18 protein-coding genes are annotated in these 15747 nt (G+C 68.5%); 8 read left to right on the top strand and 10 right to left on the bottom strand.

Features of this window, described 5'->3' with window-relative positions; genetic code table 11:
- Window positions 1-34: 34 nt before the first annotated feature.
- Window positions 35-1132 carry a M23 family metallopeptidase gene (locus RCO27_RS17305; RefSeq protein ID WP_309003947.1) on the top strand — a complete coding sequence of 366 codons (1098 nt, stop codon included), beginning with the start codon at window positions 35-37 and terminating at the stop codon, window positions 1130-1132.
- A 3-nt stretch (window positions 1133-1135) separates the two neighbouring features.
- Here RCO27_RS17305 and RCO27_RS17300 read toward each other — a convergent pair whose 3' ends face one another.
- On the bottom strand, window positions 1136-1963 hold the full coding sequence (locus tag RCO27_RS17300; protein WP_309003946.1) for a nuclear transport factor 2 family protein: 828 nt from the start codon (window positions 1961-1963) through the stop codon (window positions 1136-1138).
- Window positions 1964-2121: 158 nt separating this feature from the next.
- On the opposite strand from RCO27_RS17300, the gene mtgA reads away from it, so the two are divergent.
- Complete coding sequence (mtgA, locus tag RCO27_RS17295) at window positions 2122-2835, top strand: monofunctional biosynthetic peptidoglycan transglycosylase (RefSeq protein WP_309003945.1); 714 nt, start codon at window positions 2122-2124, stop codon at window positions 2833-2835.
- Window positions 2836-2971: 136 nt separating this feature from the next.
- Here mtgA and RCO27_RS17290 read toward each other — a convergent pair whose 3' ends face one another.
- The 3 genes from RCO27_RS17290 to RCO27_RS17280 are packed head-to-tail and all read right to left on the bottom strand — an operon-like array spanning window position 2972 to window position 5415.
- Entirely contained in the window at window positions 2972-3295 is a 324-nt protein-coding gene (locus tag RCO27_RS17290) for a YbaB/EbfC family nucleoid-associated protein (protein WP_309003944.1), read from the bottom strand.
- Window positions 3296-3297: 2 nt separating this feature from the next.
- A complete protein-coding gene (locus tag RCO27_RS17285; protein WP_309003943.1) occupies window positions 3298-4893 on the bottom strand; it encodes a DNA polymerase III subunit gamma/tau in 1596 nt (531 codons plus the stop codon).
- 51 nt (window positions 4894-4944) lie between these two features.
- Window positions 4945-5415 (bottom strand): DUF3833 family protein, encoded by a 471-nt coding sequence (locus tag RCO27_RS17280; protein WP_309003942.1) that lies wholly within the window; start codon window positions 5413-5415, stop codon window positions 4945-4947.
- Between the two features lie 287 nt (window positions 5416-5702).
- Here RCO27_RS17280 and RCO27_RS17275 point away from each other — a divergent pair, with 287 nt between their 5' ends.
- The 4 genes from RCO27_RS17275 to RCO27_RS17260 all read left to right on the top strand — a co-directional run bounded on the left by RCO27_RS17275 (window position 5703) and on the right by RCO27_RS17260 (window position 6634).
- The gene (locus RCO27_RS17275) at window positions 5703-5912 is read left to right on the top strand and encodes a cold-shock protein (protein ID WP_309003941.1); all 210 of its coding nucleotides are present in this window, start codon (window positions 5703-5705) and stop codon (window positions 5910-5912) included.
- Between the two features lie 3 nt (window positions 5913-5915).
- Entirely contained in the window at window positions 5916-6182 is a 267-nt protein-coding gene (gene infA / locus RCO27_RS17270; protein ID WP_309003940.1) for a translation initiation factor IF-1, read from the top strand.
- A gap of 37 nt (window positions 6183-6219) precedes the next feature.
- On the top strand, window positions 6220-6360 hold the full coding sequence (locus RCO27_RS17265; protein ID WP_309003939.1) for a hypothetical protein: 141 nt from the start codon (window positions 6220-6222) through the stop codon (window positions 6358-6360).
- A gap of 64 nt (window positions 6361-6424) precedes the next feature.
- Window positions 6425-6634, top strand: coding sequence for a hypothetical protein (locus RCO27_RS17260; protein WP_309003938.1), 210 nt, complete (start codon window positions 6425-6427; stop codon window positions 6632-6634).
- 15 nt (window positions 6635-6649) lie between these two features.
- Here the strand turns inward: RCO27_RS17260 and RCO27_RS17255 are convergent, their stop codons facing one another.
- The 5 genes from RCO27_RS17255 to RCO27_RS17235 form a co-directional block, all read right to left on the bottom strand.
- Complete coding sequence (locus RCO27_RS17255) at window positions 6650-7693, bottom strand: hypothetical protein (protein ID WP_309003937.1); 1044 nt, start codon at window positions 7691-7693, stop codon at window positions 6650-6652.
- 158 nt (window positions 7694-7851) lie between these two features.
- Window positions 7852-9759, bottom strand: a complete 1908-nt coding sequence (locus tag RCO27_RS17250) for a KUP/HAK/KT family potassium transporter (protein WP_309003936.1) — start codon at window positions 9757-9759, stop codon at window positions 7852-7854.
- 325 nt (window positions 9760-10084) lie between these two features.
- On the bottom strand, window positions 10085-11047 hold the full coding sequence (locus RCO27_RS17245) for a patatin-like phospholipase family protein (protein WP_309003935.1): 963 nt from the start codon (window positions 11045-11047) through the stop codon (window positions 10085-10087).
- Window positions 11048-11140: 93 nt separating this feature from the next.
- The gene (locus tag RCO27_RS17240; protein WP_309003934.1) at window positions 11141-11728 is read right to left on the bottom strand and encodes a hypothetical protein; all 588 of its coding nucleotides are present in this window, start codon (window positions 11726-11728) and stop codon (window positions 11141-11143) included.
- Complete coding sequence (locus RCO27_RS17235) at window positions 11718-12200, bottom strand: sigma-70 family RNA polymerase sigma factor (RefSeq protein ID WP_309003933.1); 483 nt, start codon at window positions 12198-12200, stop codon at window positions 11718-11720. Before RCO27_RS17235 ends, RCO27_RS17240 begins: the two co-directional genes overlap by 11 nt.
- A 117-nt stretch (window positions 12201-12317) precedes the next feature.
- Between RCO27_RS17235 and RCO27_RS17230 the strand changes: the two genes are divergently transcribed.
- Together RCO27_RS17230 and RCO27_RS17225 are read left to right on the top strand one after the other, a co-directional pair.
- Entirely contained in the window at window positions 12318-13730 is a 1413-nt protein-coding gene (locus tag RCO27_RS17230; protein ID WP_309003932.1) for an amidohydrolase family protein, read from the top strand.
- Window positions 13731-13747: 17 nt separating this feature from the next.
- Window positions 13748-13987, top strand: a complete 240-nt coding sequence (locus RCO27_RS17225; RefSeq protein WP_309003931.1) for a hypothetical protein — start codon at window positions 13748-13750, stop codon at window positions 13985-13987.
- 24 nt (window positions 13988-14011) lie between these two features.
- Here the strand turns inward: RCO27_RS17225 and RCO27_RS17220 are convergent, their stop codons facing one another.
- Window positions 14012-15649 (bottom strand): CTP synthase, encoded by a 1638-nt coding sequence (locus RCO27_RS17220; protein WP_309003930.1) that lies wholly within the window; start codon window positions 15647-15649, stop codon window positions 14012-14014.
- Window positions 15650-15747 lie beyond the last annotated feature (98 nt).

Here is a 15747-nt window from a genome sequence, read left to right as displayed (position 1 = left end):
GCCGACCCGTCCTGTCCGATGGAGGTCTCGTCCGGTGCTGCTCACATTCGCCTCGCTTCTGTCCCTCTCCACCGCCGTCGCCTTGCGGGCGGCGCCGGCCGAGGTCCGCCCCTACCAGTCGCTGGACCTGGAGGTGCCCTGCACGCCCTCGGTCGCGCGCATCGATGGCGACGACCGGCTTGTCTACGAGCTGCACGCGACCAATTTCTCCGGGCGAACCCTGACGCTCACCGCCGTCGAGGTGCGCGATGCTGCCAGCGGAGCAGAGATCTCGCGGATCGATCCGGCCGGGATGATGCGCCGGATCGGCGCCGAGGGCGGCGATGCGCGGAGCCTGGCGCCCGGCCAGCGCGCGATCCTCTACCTCTCCGTTCCGTGGGCCGGGCGAAGCACCGCGCCCCTCACCCACCGGATCACCTTCGATGCCGCGCGTGAAGGCGCCGCGACCGATCGGGTGACGATCGTCGGCGGATCGGTCACCCCGACCCCGGCAGTAACGACCGCGCTTGGCGCGCCGCTGCGCGGCGGCCCCTGGACCGCGGTCTACCTGCCCGACCATGACAATGGTCATCGCCGCTTTCCCTATGCGGTGAGCGGCCGCGTACGCCTGCCGGGCCGCCACGCGATCGACTGGATGCCGGCGCGCGGCTTTGTCTCGGCATCGGCCGGCGCCAGCGCCGCCGACGGATCGGGCGCCGACGTGCTCGCCGTCGCCGACGCAGAGGTCGTCGCGGTCAAGGAGCCGGCCGCGCCCGGCGCGCCGCGCAATGTGGAGGACGAGACCGGGGCGATGATCGTGCTCCGGCTCCCGGACGGCCGCTTCGCTCATTACCAGCATCTCGAGCCCGGGCTCCGGCTCTCGGTCGGAACGACGGTGCGGCGCGGCCAGGTCATCGCCCAGGTCGGCTCGTCGGGCCACGTGACCCAGCCGCATCTCCACTTCCATGTCTCGGACGGGGTCCGTCCGCTCGATTCGGAGGGCCTGCCCTATCGCTTCGGCGCCGGCCGCATCTTCGGGCGCTATGCGAGCGACGCCGATTTCGACAATGGCGTGGCCTGGCAGCCCGCACCGGCGCGCCCGATCGACGGCCTGCCTGCACCGGGCAGCGTGATCGTCTTCGATCGAGAATAAAGCTCAGCGCGCCTGTTCGTAGATGAGCCAGTCGTGGGTGAACCGCCCGTCGGCGCCGACGCGGTAGATCGAAATCTCGTCCAGCACCCGGCCGTCGCGCAGCCGCGCCACATCCAGGCTGACGACATAATCGTTGAAGGTGAGGACGTCCGTCACCTCGACCTGGGCCGGCGCACCTTCGGCGAACATCCGGGTGAAGGCGGCGCGGCGCGCGGCGGGATCGTTGCCCGATCGCGGCGGCTGATCGCCCAGCGCATGCGGCGCGGTCGACGTGCGGAAGAACCGGAGATCGGGTGCCGAGGCGCCGAGAAAGCCCTCGAGATCGCCGCGATTGTTGGCTGCCACCAGGCGATCCACCGCAGCGCGTCCACGCGCTTCCAGCGTCGGGTCGATCCTGTCGGTGCGGGCGAGATGGTACATCTCGCCGATGATCCCGTCGCGGACCCGGAAAACCATCAGCGTCCAGGTCCCGCCGGCGAAATCCGGCGGCGAGGATTGCCGGAACTTGGCGACGACCACCCCGCCCACCGACAGCATGTCGACGATCTCCATCCGGTCCGACGGCCCGCCGGCCAGCATCGCGGGGAAGGCGCTCTGCCGCAGCGCATGCGTGCCGATCCGCGCCGACACCGGTCCGGCCAGCCGGTCGGGATGGTCGGGCAGGCCGAAGATCACCGAATTCTCGTCGAACAGCGCCAGCAGCGCCGGCGCATCGGCCTCGGTCAGCGCGCGCACGTCCTCCCGTACCACGGCCTCCGCCGCCGGCTGGGCAACAATCGCGCCGGGCATGGATGCGGCAAGGAAGGCAGCGAAGGCGTGTGCGCGTTTCATTTTCGGGTCCTGTCGAAGATCGTGGGCGGTGCGAAGCTCGACCGAATCACGCCGCATCGCAACGCGAAACCCGGATCGAAGGCCAAGCCCAGCTTGGCCTCGCATGCCCCGCGATTCCGCAGGGTGACGCGCGCCTGTCGCCCGGCTAATCACGCCGCATGGCACGGGCGGGACGACGCAGGCGCGGCTGGACGGGGCGCATCTTCGGATGGGTCTGGAAGACCGTGCTCGCCTTTCTTCTCGTCAGCCTGCTCTGGGTGCTCGCCTACCGCTTCGTCGGCCCGCCGATCACCTTCACCCAGGTCGGCGACCTCGTTGCCGGCAATGGCGTGACCCGCGACTGGATGGCCATCGACCGGATCGACCGGAACATGGTCCGCGCGGTGATCGCCGGCGAGGACAGCAAGTTCTGCGAACATAACGGTTTCGACCGCGAGGCGATCGAGGCGGCGTTCCGGCGCAATCTCGAGGGGCGCGGCGTGTTGCGCGGCGGCTCGACGATCAGCCAGCAGACCGCCAAGAACGCCTTCCTGTGGCAGGGCGGCGGCTATGTCCGCAAAGGGCTGGAGGCCTGGTTCACCTTCCTGATCGAGCATCTGTGGGACAAGCGCCGGATCATGGAGGTCTATCTGAACGTCGCCGAGACCGGCATCGGCACCTACGGCGTCAATGCCGGCGCCCGGCGCTATTTCAACCACGACGCCTCGCGGCTGACCCCGCAGGAAGCGGCGCGGATCGCCGCGGTGCTGCCTTTGCCCAAGCGTCGGGCGGCGGTTGCGCCGCGCGGCTTCACCCGCCGCTACGGCAATATGATCGCAGCCCGCATGGGCGTCGTCCGCCGCGGCGGGCTGGACGGGTGCGTGTATAGCTGATCCGTCATGCCAGCGCAGGCTGGCATCTCAGGACAGGAGGTCGCAGCGGCCCCCATGAGACCCCAGCCGCAGTTTATCCTGAGCGACGCCACAGGCGGCGTCGAAGGGCTGGGGGTGACGCGCTGTCGCGTGCGCGTCAGAACGGCATCTTGAAGCCCGGCGGCAGCTGCAGACCGCCGGTCACCTCCTGCATCGACTGCTGCGCCGCCACGTCGGCCTTGGCCCGCGCGTCGTTGATCGCGGCGGCGATCAGGTCCTCGACCATCTGCTTCTCGGACGGCTGGAGCAGGCCCGCGTCGATGTCGACCGCGATGATCCGGCCCTTGGCCGAGGCCCGGACCTTGACCATGCCGCCGCCGGAGACGCCCTCGACCTCGATCTTGTCGAGATTCTCCTGCGCCTGCATCAGCTTGGCCTGCGCGTCCTGGGCCATCTTCAACAGTTCGTCCATGCTGGGCATATTCAAGCGCTCCGTTTCTCATCAATCGTGTAGCCGGCGAGCTCCGCGTCCGGGAACGCCGCGAACGCCGCCTTCACGATCGGCGACTCGAGGACGTCCTGGCGCACCCGCTCGGCCGTCGCCTTCTCCTGGTCGAGCAGCGACGGCTCGGCCGGCTCGTCCGCGGCGCGGACCTGCCACGCCGCCCCCGTAACCGATTTGAGCGCCGCCGCAAGATCGCGCGCGAAGTCGCCCGGCAGCGGCTTGGCCGGCCGGATCACCAGCTCGGGCGGCGCGTAGCGGACCAGCCCGACATAGTCGTGGAGCTGCTGGGCGAGATGGGCCTTGCCCCGGTCGTCGAGCAGCTTGACCAGCGCCGGGAAGCTTGCCGGCGCCTGGAGCAGTTCGGCCTGGCTCTCGGTCGGCGGCGGGGCAGCCGGCGTGGATGGCGCGGCAACCGTCTCGCCGCTCGCCAGCTTCGCGGCGAGCTCGCCGGGATCGGGCAATTCGGAGGCATGGATGACCCGGAGCAAGGCCATCTCGGCCGCCTCCAGCGGCGACGGCGCGGCATGGACCTCGGACAGGCCCTTCAGCAGCAGCTGCCACAGACGATGGACGGCCGCATAGGAGAGCTTGGAGGCCCAGTCGGCATAAGCCTCGCGCTCTTCCGCCGACTGGGCCGGGTCCTGTCCGCCGCCAACCTTGGCGCGGGTGACGCCGTGCACGGCCTCCAGCAGGCCGCGCAGCACCGCCGACGGCTCGACGCCAAGATCATATTGGTCCCTGAGCGCCGACAGCGTGCCCTGCGCGTCTCCCGAGAGAACGAGGCCGAGCAGCCGGCGGATCGCGCCGCGGTCGGACAGGCCGAGCATCTCGCGCACCTGCGCCGCGGTCACCGCGCCGGCGCCATGGGCGATTCCCTGGTCGAGGATCGAGAGGCCGTCGCGCGCCGAGCCCTCGGCCGCGCGGGCGATCAGCGCCAGCGCCTCCGGCTCGATCTCTACCCCTTCCGCCTTCGCGACCGCGCCGAAATGGGCGGCGAGGCGATCGGCGGGGATGCGCCTCAGATCGAATCGCTGGCAGCGCGAGAGGACCGTGATCGGGACCTTGTTGACCTCGGTCGTTGCGAACAGGAACTTCACATGCGCCGGCGGCTCTTCGAGCGTCTTGAGGAGCGCGTTGAACGCGTTCTTCGACAGCATGTGGACCTCGTCCACGATATAGACCTTGTAGCGCGCCGAGACCGCCGCATAACGCACCGCCTCGATGATCTCGCGCACGTCGTCGACGCCGGTGTGGGAGGCGGCGTCCATCTCGACCACGTCGATATGGCGTCCCTCCGCGATCGCGCGGCACGGCTCGCAGACGCCGCACGGGTCGATCGTCGGCCCGCCCTGTCCGTCCGGGCCGACGCAGTTCAGCGCCTTGGCGATCAGCCGCGCCGTCGAGGTCTTGCCGACACCGCGCACGCCGGTGAGCAGGAAGGCATGGGCCAGCCGGTCGCGGCGGATCGCATTGGCCAGCGTCTGCACCATCGCCTCCTGGCCGATCAGCTCGGCGAAGGTCTGCGGCCGGTATTTGCGGGCGAGGACGCGGTAAGGCTGAGGGGAATCGGTCATGCGCGGTCACCCTAGTCGTTCGGCGTCCGCCTGTCGAAGCCCCACGCTCCGTCATTCGACCCGGCGGATGGTCTCCTCCATCGTCGCGACCTGGATGCCGAAACGGCGGAAGGTCATCCGGTTGGAGGCGGTGCGGCCGCCCGGCTGGACGGTGATCCACTGCTCGACCGTGGGCCCCTCGACGCTGCGGTAGCGGATGTGGAGGACGTTGCCGCGGACCACGCCGGTCACCGGCCCGCGCGCGTCGCTGATCGTGCCGGTGAAGCGATTGGGCCCCGCCCGCACCAGCCGCCAGCTGCGCCGACGCGCCGGCTTGCCCTCCTCCTCCACGACCTGCTCGAGCAGCAGCGCGCCGTCGCGGGCGATCCGGCCGTGGCCGCGATGACGCACCGCGTGACGGCCCGAGAGGATGACATGCGCCGTGCCCTGCCCTTCGGTCCGGCCGATGAAGAACTGCTCCGGTGATGCCGTCGACGACGCCTGGCCGAGCAGCAGCAGGCCGAGAAAGGCGGACAGGACCACAGGCGTCGAACTCCCCAAAATGTTCGCGGCCCCGGCCGGGTGCGGAGCACGTGGACGGAACCTAGGCGAGATGTGGCGTCGGGACCAGCGGGCAACCGCCGGAAGATCTTCGCCGGTTGCCGGTGACCGCTGACGTTGTAAGTCCCGGCAACTCCGCCTATATCATGGGGGCTGACGTCGCCTGCGAGCGAGACTGACGCCTTCGGGCCTCTTCCTTCCTTTCGAGCTTCACCGGCCCCGCCGCGCCTTTTGCGCGCGGGCAATCTTTGCATGCGAAAGGACCGATCATGGCTATCGGCACAGTCAAGTTCTTCAACACCGACCGGGGCTACGGCTTCATCACCAACGAGGCAGGCGGCAAGGACGCGTTCGTCCACATCAGCGCCGTCGAGCGCGCCGGCATGGCGACCATCCGCGAAGGGCAGAAGCTCAGCTACGAGCTCGAGCCAGGCCGCGACGGCAAGATCTCCGCCGTCAACCTCGCCGCGGCCGAATAGGGCGTGGCGAAGGAAGAGCTGCTGGTGATGGAGGGGCTGATCGACGAGATCCTCCCCGACGGCCGGTTCGGGGTGAAGCTCGACAACGAACACCGGATCATCGCCTACACCGCCGGCAAGATGCGGCGTTTCCGCATCAAGTCGGTGGTGGGCGACCGGGTCCATGTCGAGATGACGCCCTACGACCTCAGCAAGGGCCGGATCGTCTTCCGCGAGAAGACGCCCGGTCAGGGCCCGGGCGGCCCGCGGCGGCGGGCATTCCGTCGCTGATCGCGCCCTCCCTCAAATCAACAACGAACCAAATGAAATGACCAAGACGATTACAAGCACACGCAAACGACCCAAGCTCTACCTGCCGCTGGCGCTGACCGCGCCCAGGCCCGCCATCCTTCCCTTCCGGCTGCCGCCGGGGGAGCTGCGCAGGCTGGTTGCGGCGATGGTGGACTAGAATTTGAAAATCCGACCGCCCTCCGTCGCCAGACGGGGGGCGTTTTCATGAGCGGAGACCTGAGATGTCGAGAGAAATCGTCAAACCTTACCTGATCCAGAAGGGCGAAGACGGCCGGTTCCGGCTGACCCTGCGCGAGACCCGGTTCAACAGCCAGGGCTTCCCCTTGGTTACCGCCACGCCGATCGAGGAGACGTTCAGGAGCGCCACCGCCGCGCGCACCCACGCCCGTAAGCATTTCGGCGCCGAAGCGGGTCAGTTCGCGGCGAAATAAGGTCGCGAACAACCCCTATCGTTCACGCGCGACGCGGATGCGCTGCCGGGCACGCGATGACGACCAGATGATCTGCGGCTCGGGCCCGTCGATCGCGAACAGCGGCGCCGACGGCGCGTAGATGTCGGCGTCGACGATCTCGAGGACGAGCGGGACGCTGGTCTCGATGAGAAACACCGGCGCATCGTTGCCCGGACTGGCGCGCACCTGCGGGTTCACCAGCGTGAAGCGGCGGCCGACCTCGCCGTGGAAGGAGAAGTGCGCCGGCCGGCCGATGCCGCCGCGCGACACCGGCTCCTCGCTGCGGCAGCCCTGGAGCGTGCCGGAGCTCCACAGCCGGAAATTGCGCTTGTTGCCGCGGGCGATGCAGCCCTCGAGATACATGCCGGCGGACTTGAGGTCGAAGCCGCCGTCGGTGCAGTTGGTGGCGAGGCAGGAGAGGTAGCGGATCGCCCAGTTGCCGCGCTCGTCCGAGAAGCCGTCGCCGTTCCAATAGGCGCCTTCCGGGCGGCCGGTCTCCTGGAAGCCGTGCGCCTCGGCCCGCCGGTAGGTGATGTGGTGCGCCTCGCCGGAGAGCTGGAAGCCGACGCAATAGGCGTCGCACTGCCGGCTGCCATGGGCGACGACATCCTCGATGAGACCGATCGACGAATAATAGCGGATCCGCGAGAGGCCGTGATCCAGCTCATGCGCGGCGATCCGCCGCAGCACGAAGTTGCTGAGCACCGCCGGACTGGCCGGCACCGACGCGGTGTCCTCGAAGAAGCGGTACATGTTGTACGCATTGCATTCCTCGACCGTGAGGTTGACGGTCGGCACGTTCACCCGGACGCCGCCGTTGCCGAGATGAAGGAACTGGCAGCGACGGATCAGCGTGTTCGAGCGGACTCGCAGCCCTTCCCCGCCGGCACCGCCGGTGGCGTCGAGCGAACGCGTGCCGATGAAGCTGCGATTCTCGACGAGGGTCGTGGCGCTGCCCTGGGCACGGGCGAGGAACGGAGCGGCCGGCGCGAGCGCGGCCGCCGCCAGCATATGCCGGCGCGAGAGCAGATGGGCCATGTCGCCGCTCCCCTGTTGCGCGCGATGGGAGCGCTCACAGCACCGGGGCGGTGACGAAACAACCGCGATGCGCCGGGCCGTGCCTTTTCAGTGTCGAGCTCAAATTTCCTTGTTAACCATCTTTAATTATTCACGATTTTACGGAGAGAATACGGCATTCAGATCTCCACCTGGCTGCCCAGCTCGACCACCCGGTTCACCGGCAATCTGAAGAAGGACATCGGTGTCTCGGCATTGCGGACCATCGCCGCGAACAGATGCTCGCGCCACAGCATCATGCCGGGCTTGCGGGTCGGCACCAGGGTCTGGCGGCTGAGGAAGTAGAAGGTGCCCATCGGCGGCGGCGGGTTGGCGACCAGCGCCAGCGCCGCCGGAATGTCGGGCGTCTCGGCGAACCCGTAACGCACGATGATCCGCTCCATGCCCGGGCCGATTTCCTCCTCGCGAATCCGTTCGGCGGGATCGACATACGGGATCAGGGCCGCCTGGGCGGTCACCAGCAGCATGCGTTCATGCAGCACCTTGTTCGCCTTGAGGTTGTGGAGCAGCGCCGGCGGAACCCCGACGGGGTCGGAGGTCAGGTAGACGGCGGTGCCGTGTACGCGGTGGACATGGCCGATCGTCTCCAGACACAGCTCGATCGGCATGGTTTCGGATTGCAGCTGTTTCACGAGCAGCGTGCGCCCGCGCCGCCAGGTCGAGAAGACCAGCATCATCACGATCGCGATTCCCGCGGGCAGCCAGCCGCCGTCCATGAACTTGGTCGCCGCCGCGCCGAACAGGCCGAGGTCGACCGCGAGCAGCAGGCCGAGCAGCGGCACCGACCAGAGCCGGTTCCATTCCCAGACGCGCAGCACGACGAAGCCGATCATCAAGGTGGTCAGCACCATCGTCGCGGTGACGGTGAGGCCGAAGGCGGCGGCGAGCTCGGTCGAGCTGCCGAAGCCGATAACGAGCAGGACGACGGCGACGGCGAGCAGCACGTTGACCGTCGGCGCGAACACCTGGCCGCGCGCCTCGTGCGACGTGTGGAGGATGCGCACCCGCGGCAGGTAGCCGAGCTGGACCGCCTGCTGCGTGACCGAGAAGGCGCCGCTGATGATCGACTGGCTGGCGATGATCGTCGCCGCGGTGGCGAGGATGAGCAGCGGGATCAGCAGCACCGGCGGCGCGAGCAGGTAGAAAGGCGAGCGGATCGCCGACGGGTCGGCGAGCACCAGCGCCGACTGGCCGGCATAGCAGAGCATCAGCGACGGAAAGGCGAGCCACAGCCAGGCCCGCGCGATCGCGCGGCGGCCGAAATGGCCCATGTCGGCATAGAGCGCCTCGGCGCCGGTGACGGCGAGGACGACGGTGCCCAGGGTGAAGAAGGCGCGCACCGGATCGTTGATGAGGAAGCCCAGCGCCACGGTCGGGTTGAGCGCGGCGAGGACGGCCGGATTGCCGGCGACCTGCCAGGCGCCGAGCAGGCCGATGGTCAGGAACCAGACCAGCATGACCGGCCCGAAATAGCGCCCGATCGCGCCGGTGCCCTGGCGCTGCACCGCGAACAGGGCCACGACCAGGACGAGCGTCACCGGAATCACGAAACGGGTGAAGTCGTCGCCGAGCAGCGACAGCCCCTCGATCGCCGAAAGAATCGAGATGGCCGGGGTGAGCACTGCGTCGCCGTAGAACAATGCGGTCGCGCCGAGGGCCGCCAGGGCGAGATACGGCAGAGCGGGCGAGGTCTTCGCCACCCGCTCGATCAGCGCGAGCAGGGCGAAACTGCCGCCCTCGCCGCGATTGTCCGCGCGCATGGTCACGAACACATATTTGACGGTGACGACGAGGATCAGCGCCCAGAGCAGCATCGAAAGCACGCCGAGCACATGGAAGGCGTCGAGCGGCAGGCGATGGTGGCCGATGAAGCTCTCGCGGAAGGCGTAGAGCGGGCTGGTGCCGATGTCGCCGAAGACGACGCCGGTCGCACCGAGCATCACCGCCCACGGGCTGGCCGCGTCCGGACGCACGTGCGCGCCCGACGCCGCCGTCGGCGACGCAACCGCCTCCCCTGCCCCCGTCACGGGCGGAGCCTGGGACCTGTCATCTGCGGGCGAAGCGTGCCTCCCTTGCCGGCGGATCTGCGGACGGGACCATCTGCGCCGAAACCGGATTAGGAATCCACGGCGATCTGGCCCGGCGGACATAAGGAACGCATAAAGAAACGGCGCGCGGCCGGTCATTGAAACACGCTCCGTTCGCCCTGAGCTTGTCGAAGCATGTCCTGAGCGCCTGCCTTGCAGGCAGTCGAAGGGGGCTGTCCTTCTTTACAGAATAAGTGAGGCAGGGCTTCGACAAGCTCAGCCCGAACGGAATTGATGATTCAAACAGGCTGAAACAGACCCTCGGTCAGCTCAGCAGCGGCTCCAGTGCTTCCCACTCGCGCTCCACCGCCTTGCGCCCAGCGTCGATCGCCTTGCGGATCTTCTTGGGATCGAACTCCAGCGTCTCGGAATAGTCCTCTTCGGGCTCGATGAGCCGGATCGGCGCGAAGCGGTAGCGCGCGATCTGGAGGTCGAGCGGCCGCAGGATGCGCGCCGCGGCGGCGCCCGTGATCCCTTCCGACTGCAGCGCCCGCGCCTGCGCCTCGCGCGCGGCGATCATGTCGTTGATCAAGGTCGCGTTGGCGGTGTCGTTCGCCGAGACCTCCGATTGCAGGATGTCGACGGCGCGCAGCCCGATCTTGATGAGGTTGGGAAAGGTGCGCACCTTGCCCGGTTGCGGCCTGGGCGAGGCGCGCACGACGATCACGCCGCGCGGATTGAGCTCGAGGGCGGCGTCCAGCGGCGTGACGTTGCGCACGCCCCCGTCCACCCATTGCTCCTCGGTGCCGTCGCTGGCGCGGGTCCTCAGCGGATCGAAGAAAACCGGCATCGCCGAGCTCGCATAGACCCAGTTGTGGATGCCGGGTACCTTCTCGTCGATGCTGCGATAGGCGCCCGTGCCGAGATTGACGACGCCGATCCGGAGCTTGCGGCCGCTCGCCTTCAGCTTCCTGTCGTCGGCAAAGTCCTTGAGCAACTGGCGCAATGGCGCGGCGTCGTAGATCGCGTCCTCGCCCAGGATGCCGCCGACCAGCCCCAGCGGCCGCTCCTTGTAGATCGAGCCGTTGCCCTTGATCTCGAGCCATTGCTGCAGCATCGCCGGCACGTCGTCCTGCGCCACGCCGAGCGCCTGGATCGCGCCGGTCGACACCCCGGCGATGATGTCGATTTTGACCCCGCGGTTGGCGACCAGCTCGTGGACCACCCCGACCTGGAAGGCACCCTTGGCGCCGCCGCCGCTCAGCACGATCGCTAGATCACCGGCCATGTCCGCCTCCGCTGACCGGACTATAGCATGGTTTCGCCGATCTGGCGCCGAAACGTCGAAATTCCAGGCCGGACAGACCAGCGAGCGGCCTCGTCAGGTATCGCCGGCTTCGCGGAGCTCGGCGAGCAGCGCGTCGCAGCGCGCGATTTCCGCCGCGAGGCGCCGGGCGCGACGGGCCTGCCAGACCCAGCCGCCCAGCGCGACAAGCGTCCAGAGAGGAACGAAGGCCAGCGTATCCTCGGTCCGCGCGCGACCGGCGACGAAGAGGGCGGCCAGCCCGGCCGCGCTTGCCGCCATCAACAGGGCCGCGACCCGGCCCGCCCAGAGCAGCTGACGAGCCGCCACCGCCTGGTCGCGGGCGCGGCGCAGCACACCGGCCGGCGTGTCGTCATGGCCGACCCGCAATGCCCGCGCCGTCCCGGCCAATTCGAGCAACATCAGCGGCAGCGACACGAGAAGGACGATTCCGGCCAAAGCAAAGACCGTCGGCGCGCCCCTGAAAGCCAGCCACACGAACCAGACGCCCGACAGGAGGGCGATCGCGGCTCCCGCAGCTTTGGCGATCAGCGCCAGACGCGTCCGCCGCCGCTGTCGTTCGGTCCGCGCCCGGAGGCGGTCCAGGTCCGCGGTCTGCCGTCGCCAGTCGGCGCCGAGATCGGACAGGAAGCTGTCATTCGTCATCGAGCAGGGCTTTCAATTGCGCCTTGGCGCGGTTCACACGGACGCCGACATTGGACAGGCTGAGACCGAGCGCTTCGGCGATCTCGGCGTAGCTCAGCTCCTCCAGCAGCAGGGTCATCACCTGGCGATAGGGGAGCGGCAGACGCCGGACCGCGGCCGTCAACCGGTGCGACCGCTCATCGGCGAGCAGCACCTGCTCGGGTGTCTCAGCCTCGTCCTCAGCCAGGTAGGACGCCGCACGCGTCCGGCGTGCCGATTGCTGCATGACATGGGTGACGCTGCGATTGTGGGCGATGCGGAAGACGAAGGGCGCCAGCCGCTCCTGCTGCTTCAGCGCGGGCAGCGCGCGGTGGATGGCGAGCAGGATGTCCTGGAGCAGGTCCTCCTGCAAGGCCGGATCGGCCTCGTAGGAGGCCGCGACGCGGGCCAGCCCGGAGCCGTAGGCGGCGATGATCCCCTCCAGGTCGGCCATGCGCGCGTTCAGTCTCTCCCGGCGAGCCTTTTCTTACAGAATCTATTTCCGCCGCAGCCTGTAAGTGCGCGCGGCCGGATCCGGACTGAAGGGCGACACCGCAACTCTGGAGAGACCATGAAACGCCGCCTGCTCGCCGCCATCGCCGTCATTCTCGCAGCCAATGCCAGCCCGGCACAGGCACGGGACCTCTACTACGGTTTTACCCTCCTCGACCCGGCCACGGCGACGGCCACGCCCGACAGCTACATCTTGGTCGAGAATGGGCGGATCGCCGAAATCGGCCGCGGCCGCCCCGACGCGCCGGACGCGACACCGCACGACATGACCGGGCTCTATGCGCTTCCCGGTCTGATCGACACCCATGCGCATGTGACGCTCGGGCCGGTCTCGGTCACCGCCGAGAATGGCGCGCCGCGCATCCGGACGACCCCGAGCGACGAGATCACCGCGCATAACGCCCGCATGTTGCTCGCCTTCGGCGTGGCGACGATCCGCAATCCGGGCGGGCCCGCCGCGGAAAGCCGCCGCTATATCGAGGGGTTGGCGAACGGTTCGATCCTCGGCCCCGAGATGATCTATGCGGCCGAGGTCATCGAACGCTCGCCGGTCCCGTTCGAAAACCTCGTCACACAGGTGACGCCGACGCATTCGGTCTCGCAGATCGTGGCGGAGCAGGCGCGTTCGGGAGCCCGCTATGCGAAGCTCTATATCGGGCTCAGCGAGGCCGAGGTCGCGGAAGGCATCGTCGCCGCCCACCGCCACGGCATGCGTGCGGTCGCCCATCTCGGGGACCTCAGCTGGACGCGCGCGGCGGAGCTCGGGGTCGACGCGCTGGTCCACATGATGCCGGTCAGTCCGGATCTGCTGCCGGCCGACAGGCGCGACGCCTATCGGGCGCACCGGCGACGCGGCGGGTTCGAATTCTTCGAATGGTATGAGGCGGCCGATCTGGACGCGCCGGATGTGCAGCGGATGATCGCGACCCTGGCCCGGCGGCGGGTGCATCTCGACGCGACCCTGGTCGCCTTTCAGCCCGCCTTCTTCGGCAACGATCCCGCCTTGCTCGACCGCGACCGGCGCTATGGCCATCCGGCGATGGTCGCCAACTGGCGCGCAGGCCTGCGCTTCGATCTCGGCTGGCAGGCCGGCGACTATCGCCGCGCGCAGGCGGTCTGGCCGCGGCTGCTGGAGCTGACCCGGCGGCTGTACGAGGCGGGCGTGCCGCTCACCATCGGCACCGATCTGGCCAATCCCTTCGTTGCGCCGGGGATCAGCGTGTCGCGCGAAATGGCACTGCACCAGCAGGCCGGCATTCCCGCCTGGGCCGTTCTCAGGATGGCGACCTCGGATGCGGCGCAACTCATCGGCGTCGGCGAGCGAACCGGCGCGCTGCGGCCAGGCCTGGAGGCCGACATCCTCTTCATCGGCGCCGATCCCCGGCCCGATCTCAACCGCGTCGCCGACGTGCGCGCGGTCGTCAACAACGGCGTGCTGCTCGATCCCGAGCGCCTGCGCGCAGGCAACTGAGCCCGAGGAGAAAGACCATGGTAAAATCGAACAAGCTGCTGATCGGGGCGGGCCTGCTGGGGCTCGTCATCCTCGCCTGGACAGGCGCGCTGATCGCGTTCCTGCTGCTCAAGCCGACGCTGGCGCAATGGACGCTGATCGTCACCATGGCCGCGATCGTGACGGAGGTCGCGATGTGGATCGGCGTGGCGCTGCTCGGGTTCACCGCGCTCGACCGGTTCCGGATCTGGGCACGCCTGCGCGGGACACGCCCGTGACGTGGGATTCCGGGAACGAGTCCGCTAGACCAGCCGGCTCTGCTTTACCGCCGCTTCGATGAAGCTGGCAAACAGCGGATGCGGATCGAACGGCTTCGACTTCAGCTCCGGATGGAACTGCACCCCGATGAACCACGGGTGGTCGGGCCGCTCGACGATCTCGGGCAGCTCGCCGTCCGGGCTCATGCCGCTGAACACCAGGCCGCCCTGCTCCAGCGCGTCCTTGTAATGGGCATTGACCTCGTAGCGGTGGCGGTGGCGCTCATGGATCGTGTCGGCGCCGTAGATCGAGCGCACCACGCTGTTGCCGGCGAGCTTCGCCTCATAGGCGCCGAGGCGCATCGTGCCGCCGAGATCGCCGCCGGCCGCTCGTTTCTGCAGGCCTTCGGCGCTCATCCATTCGGTGATCAGGCCGACAACCGGCTCCGCCGGCTCGCCGAACTCGCTGGAGCCGGCGCCCGCGATCCCAGCAGTGTTCCGCGCCGCCTCGATACAGGCCATCTGCATGCCGAGGCAGATGCCGAAGAAGGGCACCTTGCGCTCGCGGGCGAACTGGACCGAGGCGATCTTGCCCTCGCTGCCGCGCTCGCCGAAGCCGCCGGGCACGAGGATGGCGTGCATCGGCTCGAGCTTCGCGGCGATCTCGCCGGCCGACTGCTCGAACAGCTCGGCATCGAGCCAGTTGATGTGGACCTTGACCCGGTTGGCGAGGCCGCCGTGGATCAGCGCCTCGGTCAGGCTCTTGTAGGCGTCCGGCAGGCCGACATATTTGCCGACGACGCCGATCGTCACCTCGCCCTCGAAGTGGAACAGCCGGTCGAGCACGTCGTCCCAGCGCGCCATGTCGGGCGGCGGGGCGTCGTCGATGCCGAACGCGTGCAGCACTTCGCTGTCGAGCCCCGCCTCGTGATACTGGGCGGGGACCGCGTAGATGCTCTTCGCATCCAGCGCCGGAATGACCGCTTCCTTCCGCACGTTGCAGAACAGGGCGATCTTGGCGCGTTCGCCGTCGGGCAATGGATGCTCGGTGCGGCAGACGAGGATCTCGGGCTGGATGCCGAGGCTGGTGAGCTCGCGCACGCTGTGCTGGGTGGGCTTGGTCTTCAGCTCGCCCGCCGCGGCGATATAGGGGACCAGGGTCGTGTGGATCGAAAGGGTCTGCCCCCGCCCCTCCTGGTTGCGGAACTGGCGGATCGCCTCGATGAACGGCAGCGATTCGATGTCGCCGACCGTGCCGCCGATCTCGCAGATCATGAAGTCGAGATCGGGCTCGATGTCGGCGCCGATGAACTCTTGGATCGCATTGGTGACGTGCGGGATCACCTGAACGGTGGCGCCGAGATAGTCGCCGCGCCGCTCCCGGCTGATGATCCCCTGGTAGATGCGGCCCGAGGTCACATTGTCGCTCTGGCGCGCCGGAACGCCGCTGAACCGCTCGTAATGGCCGAGATCGAGGTCGGTCTCCGCGCCGTCGTCGGTCACATAGACCTCGCCGTGCTGATAGGGCGACATCGTGCCCGGATCGATGTTCAGATAGGGATCGAGCTTGCGCAGCCGCACCTTGTAGCCGCGCGCCTGGAGCAGCGCCGCGAGCGATGCTGCCATGAGGCCCTTGCCAAGCGATGAGACCACGCCGCCGGTGATGAAAATGAACCGCGCCATGGGAGGACAGGCTTAAGCGGACCGGAGGGATTCGGGCAAGCGTGCGAATCGGATTTTTTCGTCGTCGACCGTCATCCCGGCCTTCAGTCTTGGGCTGA

The organism is Sphingosinicella sp. LHD-64 (assembly GCF_031157375.1).
Lineage (GTDB): Bacteria > Pseudomonadota > Alphaproteobacteria > Sphingomonadales > Sphingomonadaceae > Allosphingosinicella.
This window is presented reverse-complemented; position numbering and strand designations above follow the sequence as displayed.

Bases quoted from the DNA above. Each gene is read 5' to 3' on its own strand.
- RCO27_RS17300 (WP_309003946.1), bottom strand. From the start codon at position 1,963: ATGAAACGCGCACACGCCTTCGCTGCCTTCCTTGCCGCATCCATGCCC.
- mtgA (WP_309003945.1), top strand. From the start codon at position 2,122: ATGGCACGGGCGGGACGACGCAGGCGCGGCTGGACGGGGCGCATCTTC.
- RCO27_RS17290 (WP_309003944.1), bottom strand. From the start codon at position 3,295: ATGCCCAGCATGGACGAACTGTTGAAGATGGCCCAGGACGCGCAGGCC.
- RCO27_RS17285 (WP_309003943.1), bottom strand. From the start codon at position 4,893: ATGACCGATTCCCCTCAGCCTTACCGCGTCCTCGCCCGCAAATACCGG.
- RCO27_RS17275 (WP_309003941.1), top strand. From the start codon at position 5,703: ATGGCTATCGGCACAGTCAAGTTCTTCAACACCGACCGGGGCTACGGC.
- RCO27_RS17265 (WP_309003939.1), top strand. From the start codon at position 6,220: ATGACCAAGACGATTACAAGCACACGCAAACGACCCAAGCTCTACCTG.
- RCO27_RS17260 (WP_309003938.1), top strand. From the start codon at position 6,425: ATGTCGAGAGAAATCGTCAAACCTTACCTGATCCAGAAGGGCGAAGAC.
- RCO27_RS17255 (WP_309003937.1), bottom strand. From the start codon at position 7,693: ATGGCCCATCTGCTCTCGCGCCGGCATATGCTGGCGGCGGCCGCGCTC.
- RCO27_RS17245 (WP_309003935.1), bottom strand. From the start codon at position 11,047: ATGGCCGGTGATCTAGCGATCGTGCTGAGCGGCGGCGGCGCCAAGGGT.
- RCO27_RS17240 (WP_309003934.1), bottom strand. From the start codon at position 11,728: ATGACGAATGACAGCTTCCTGTCCGATCTCGGCGCCGACTGGCGACGG.
- RCO27_RS17235 (WP_309003933.1), bottom strand. From the start codon at position 12,200: ATGGCCGACCTGGAGGGGATCATCGCCGCCTACGGCTCCGGGCTGGCC.
- RCO27_RS17230 (WP_309003932.1), top strand. From the start codon at position 12,318: ATGAAACGCCGCCTGCTCGCCGCCATCGCCGTCATTCTCGCAGCCAAT.
- RCO27_RS17225 (WP_309003931.1), top strand. From the start codon at position 13,748: ATGGTAAAATCGAACAAGCTGCTGATCGGGGCGGGCCTGCTGGGGCTC.
- RCO27_RS17220 (WP_309003930.1), bottom strand. From the start codon at position 15,649: ATGGCGCGGTTCATTTTCATCACCGGCGGCGTGGTCTCATCGCTTGGC.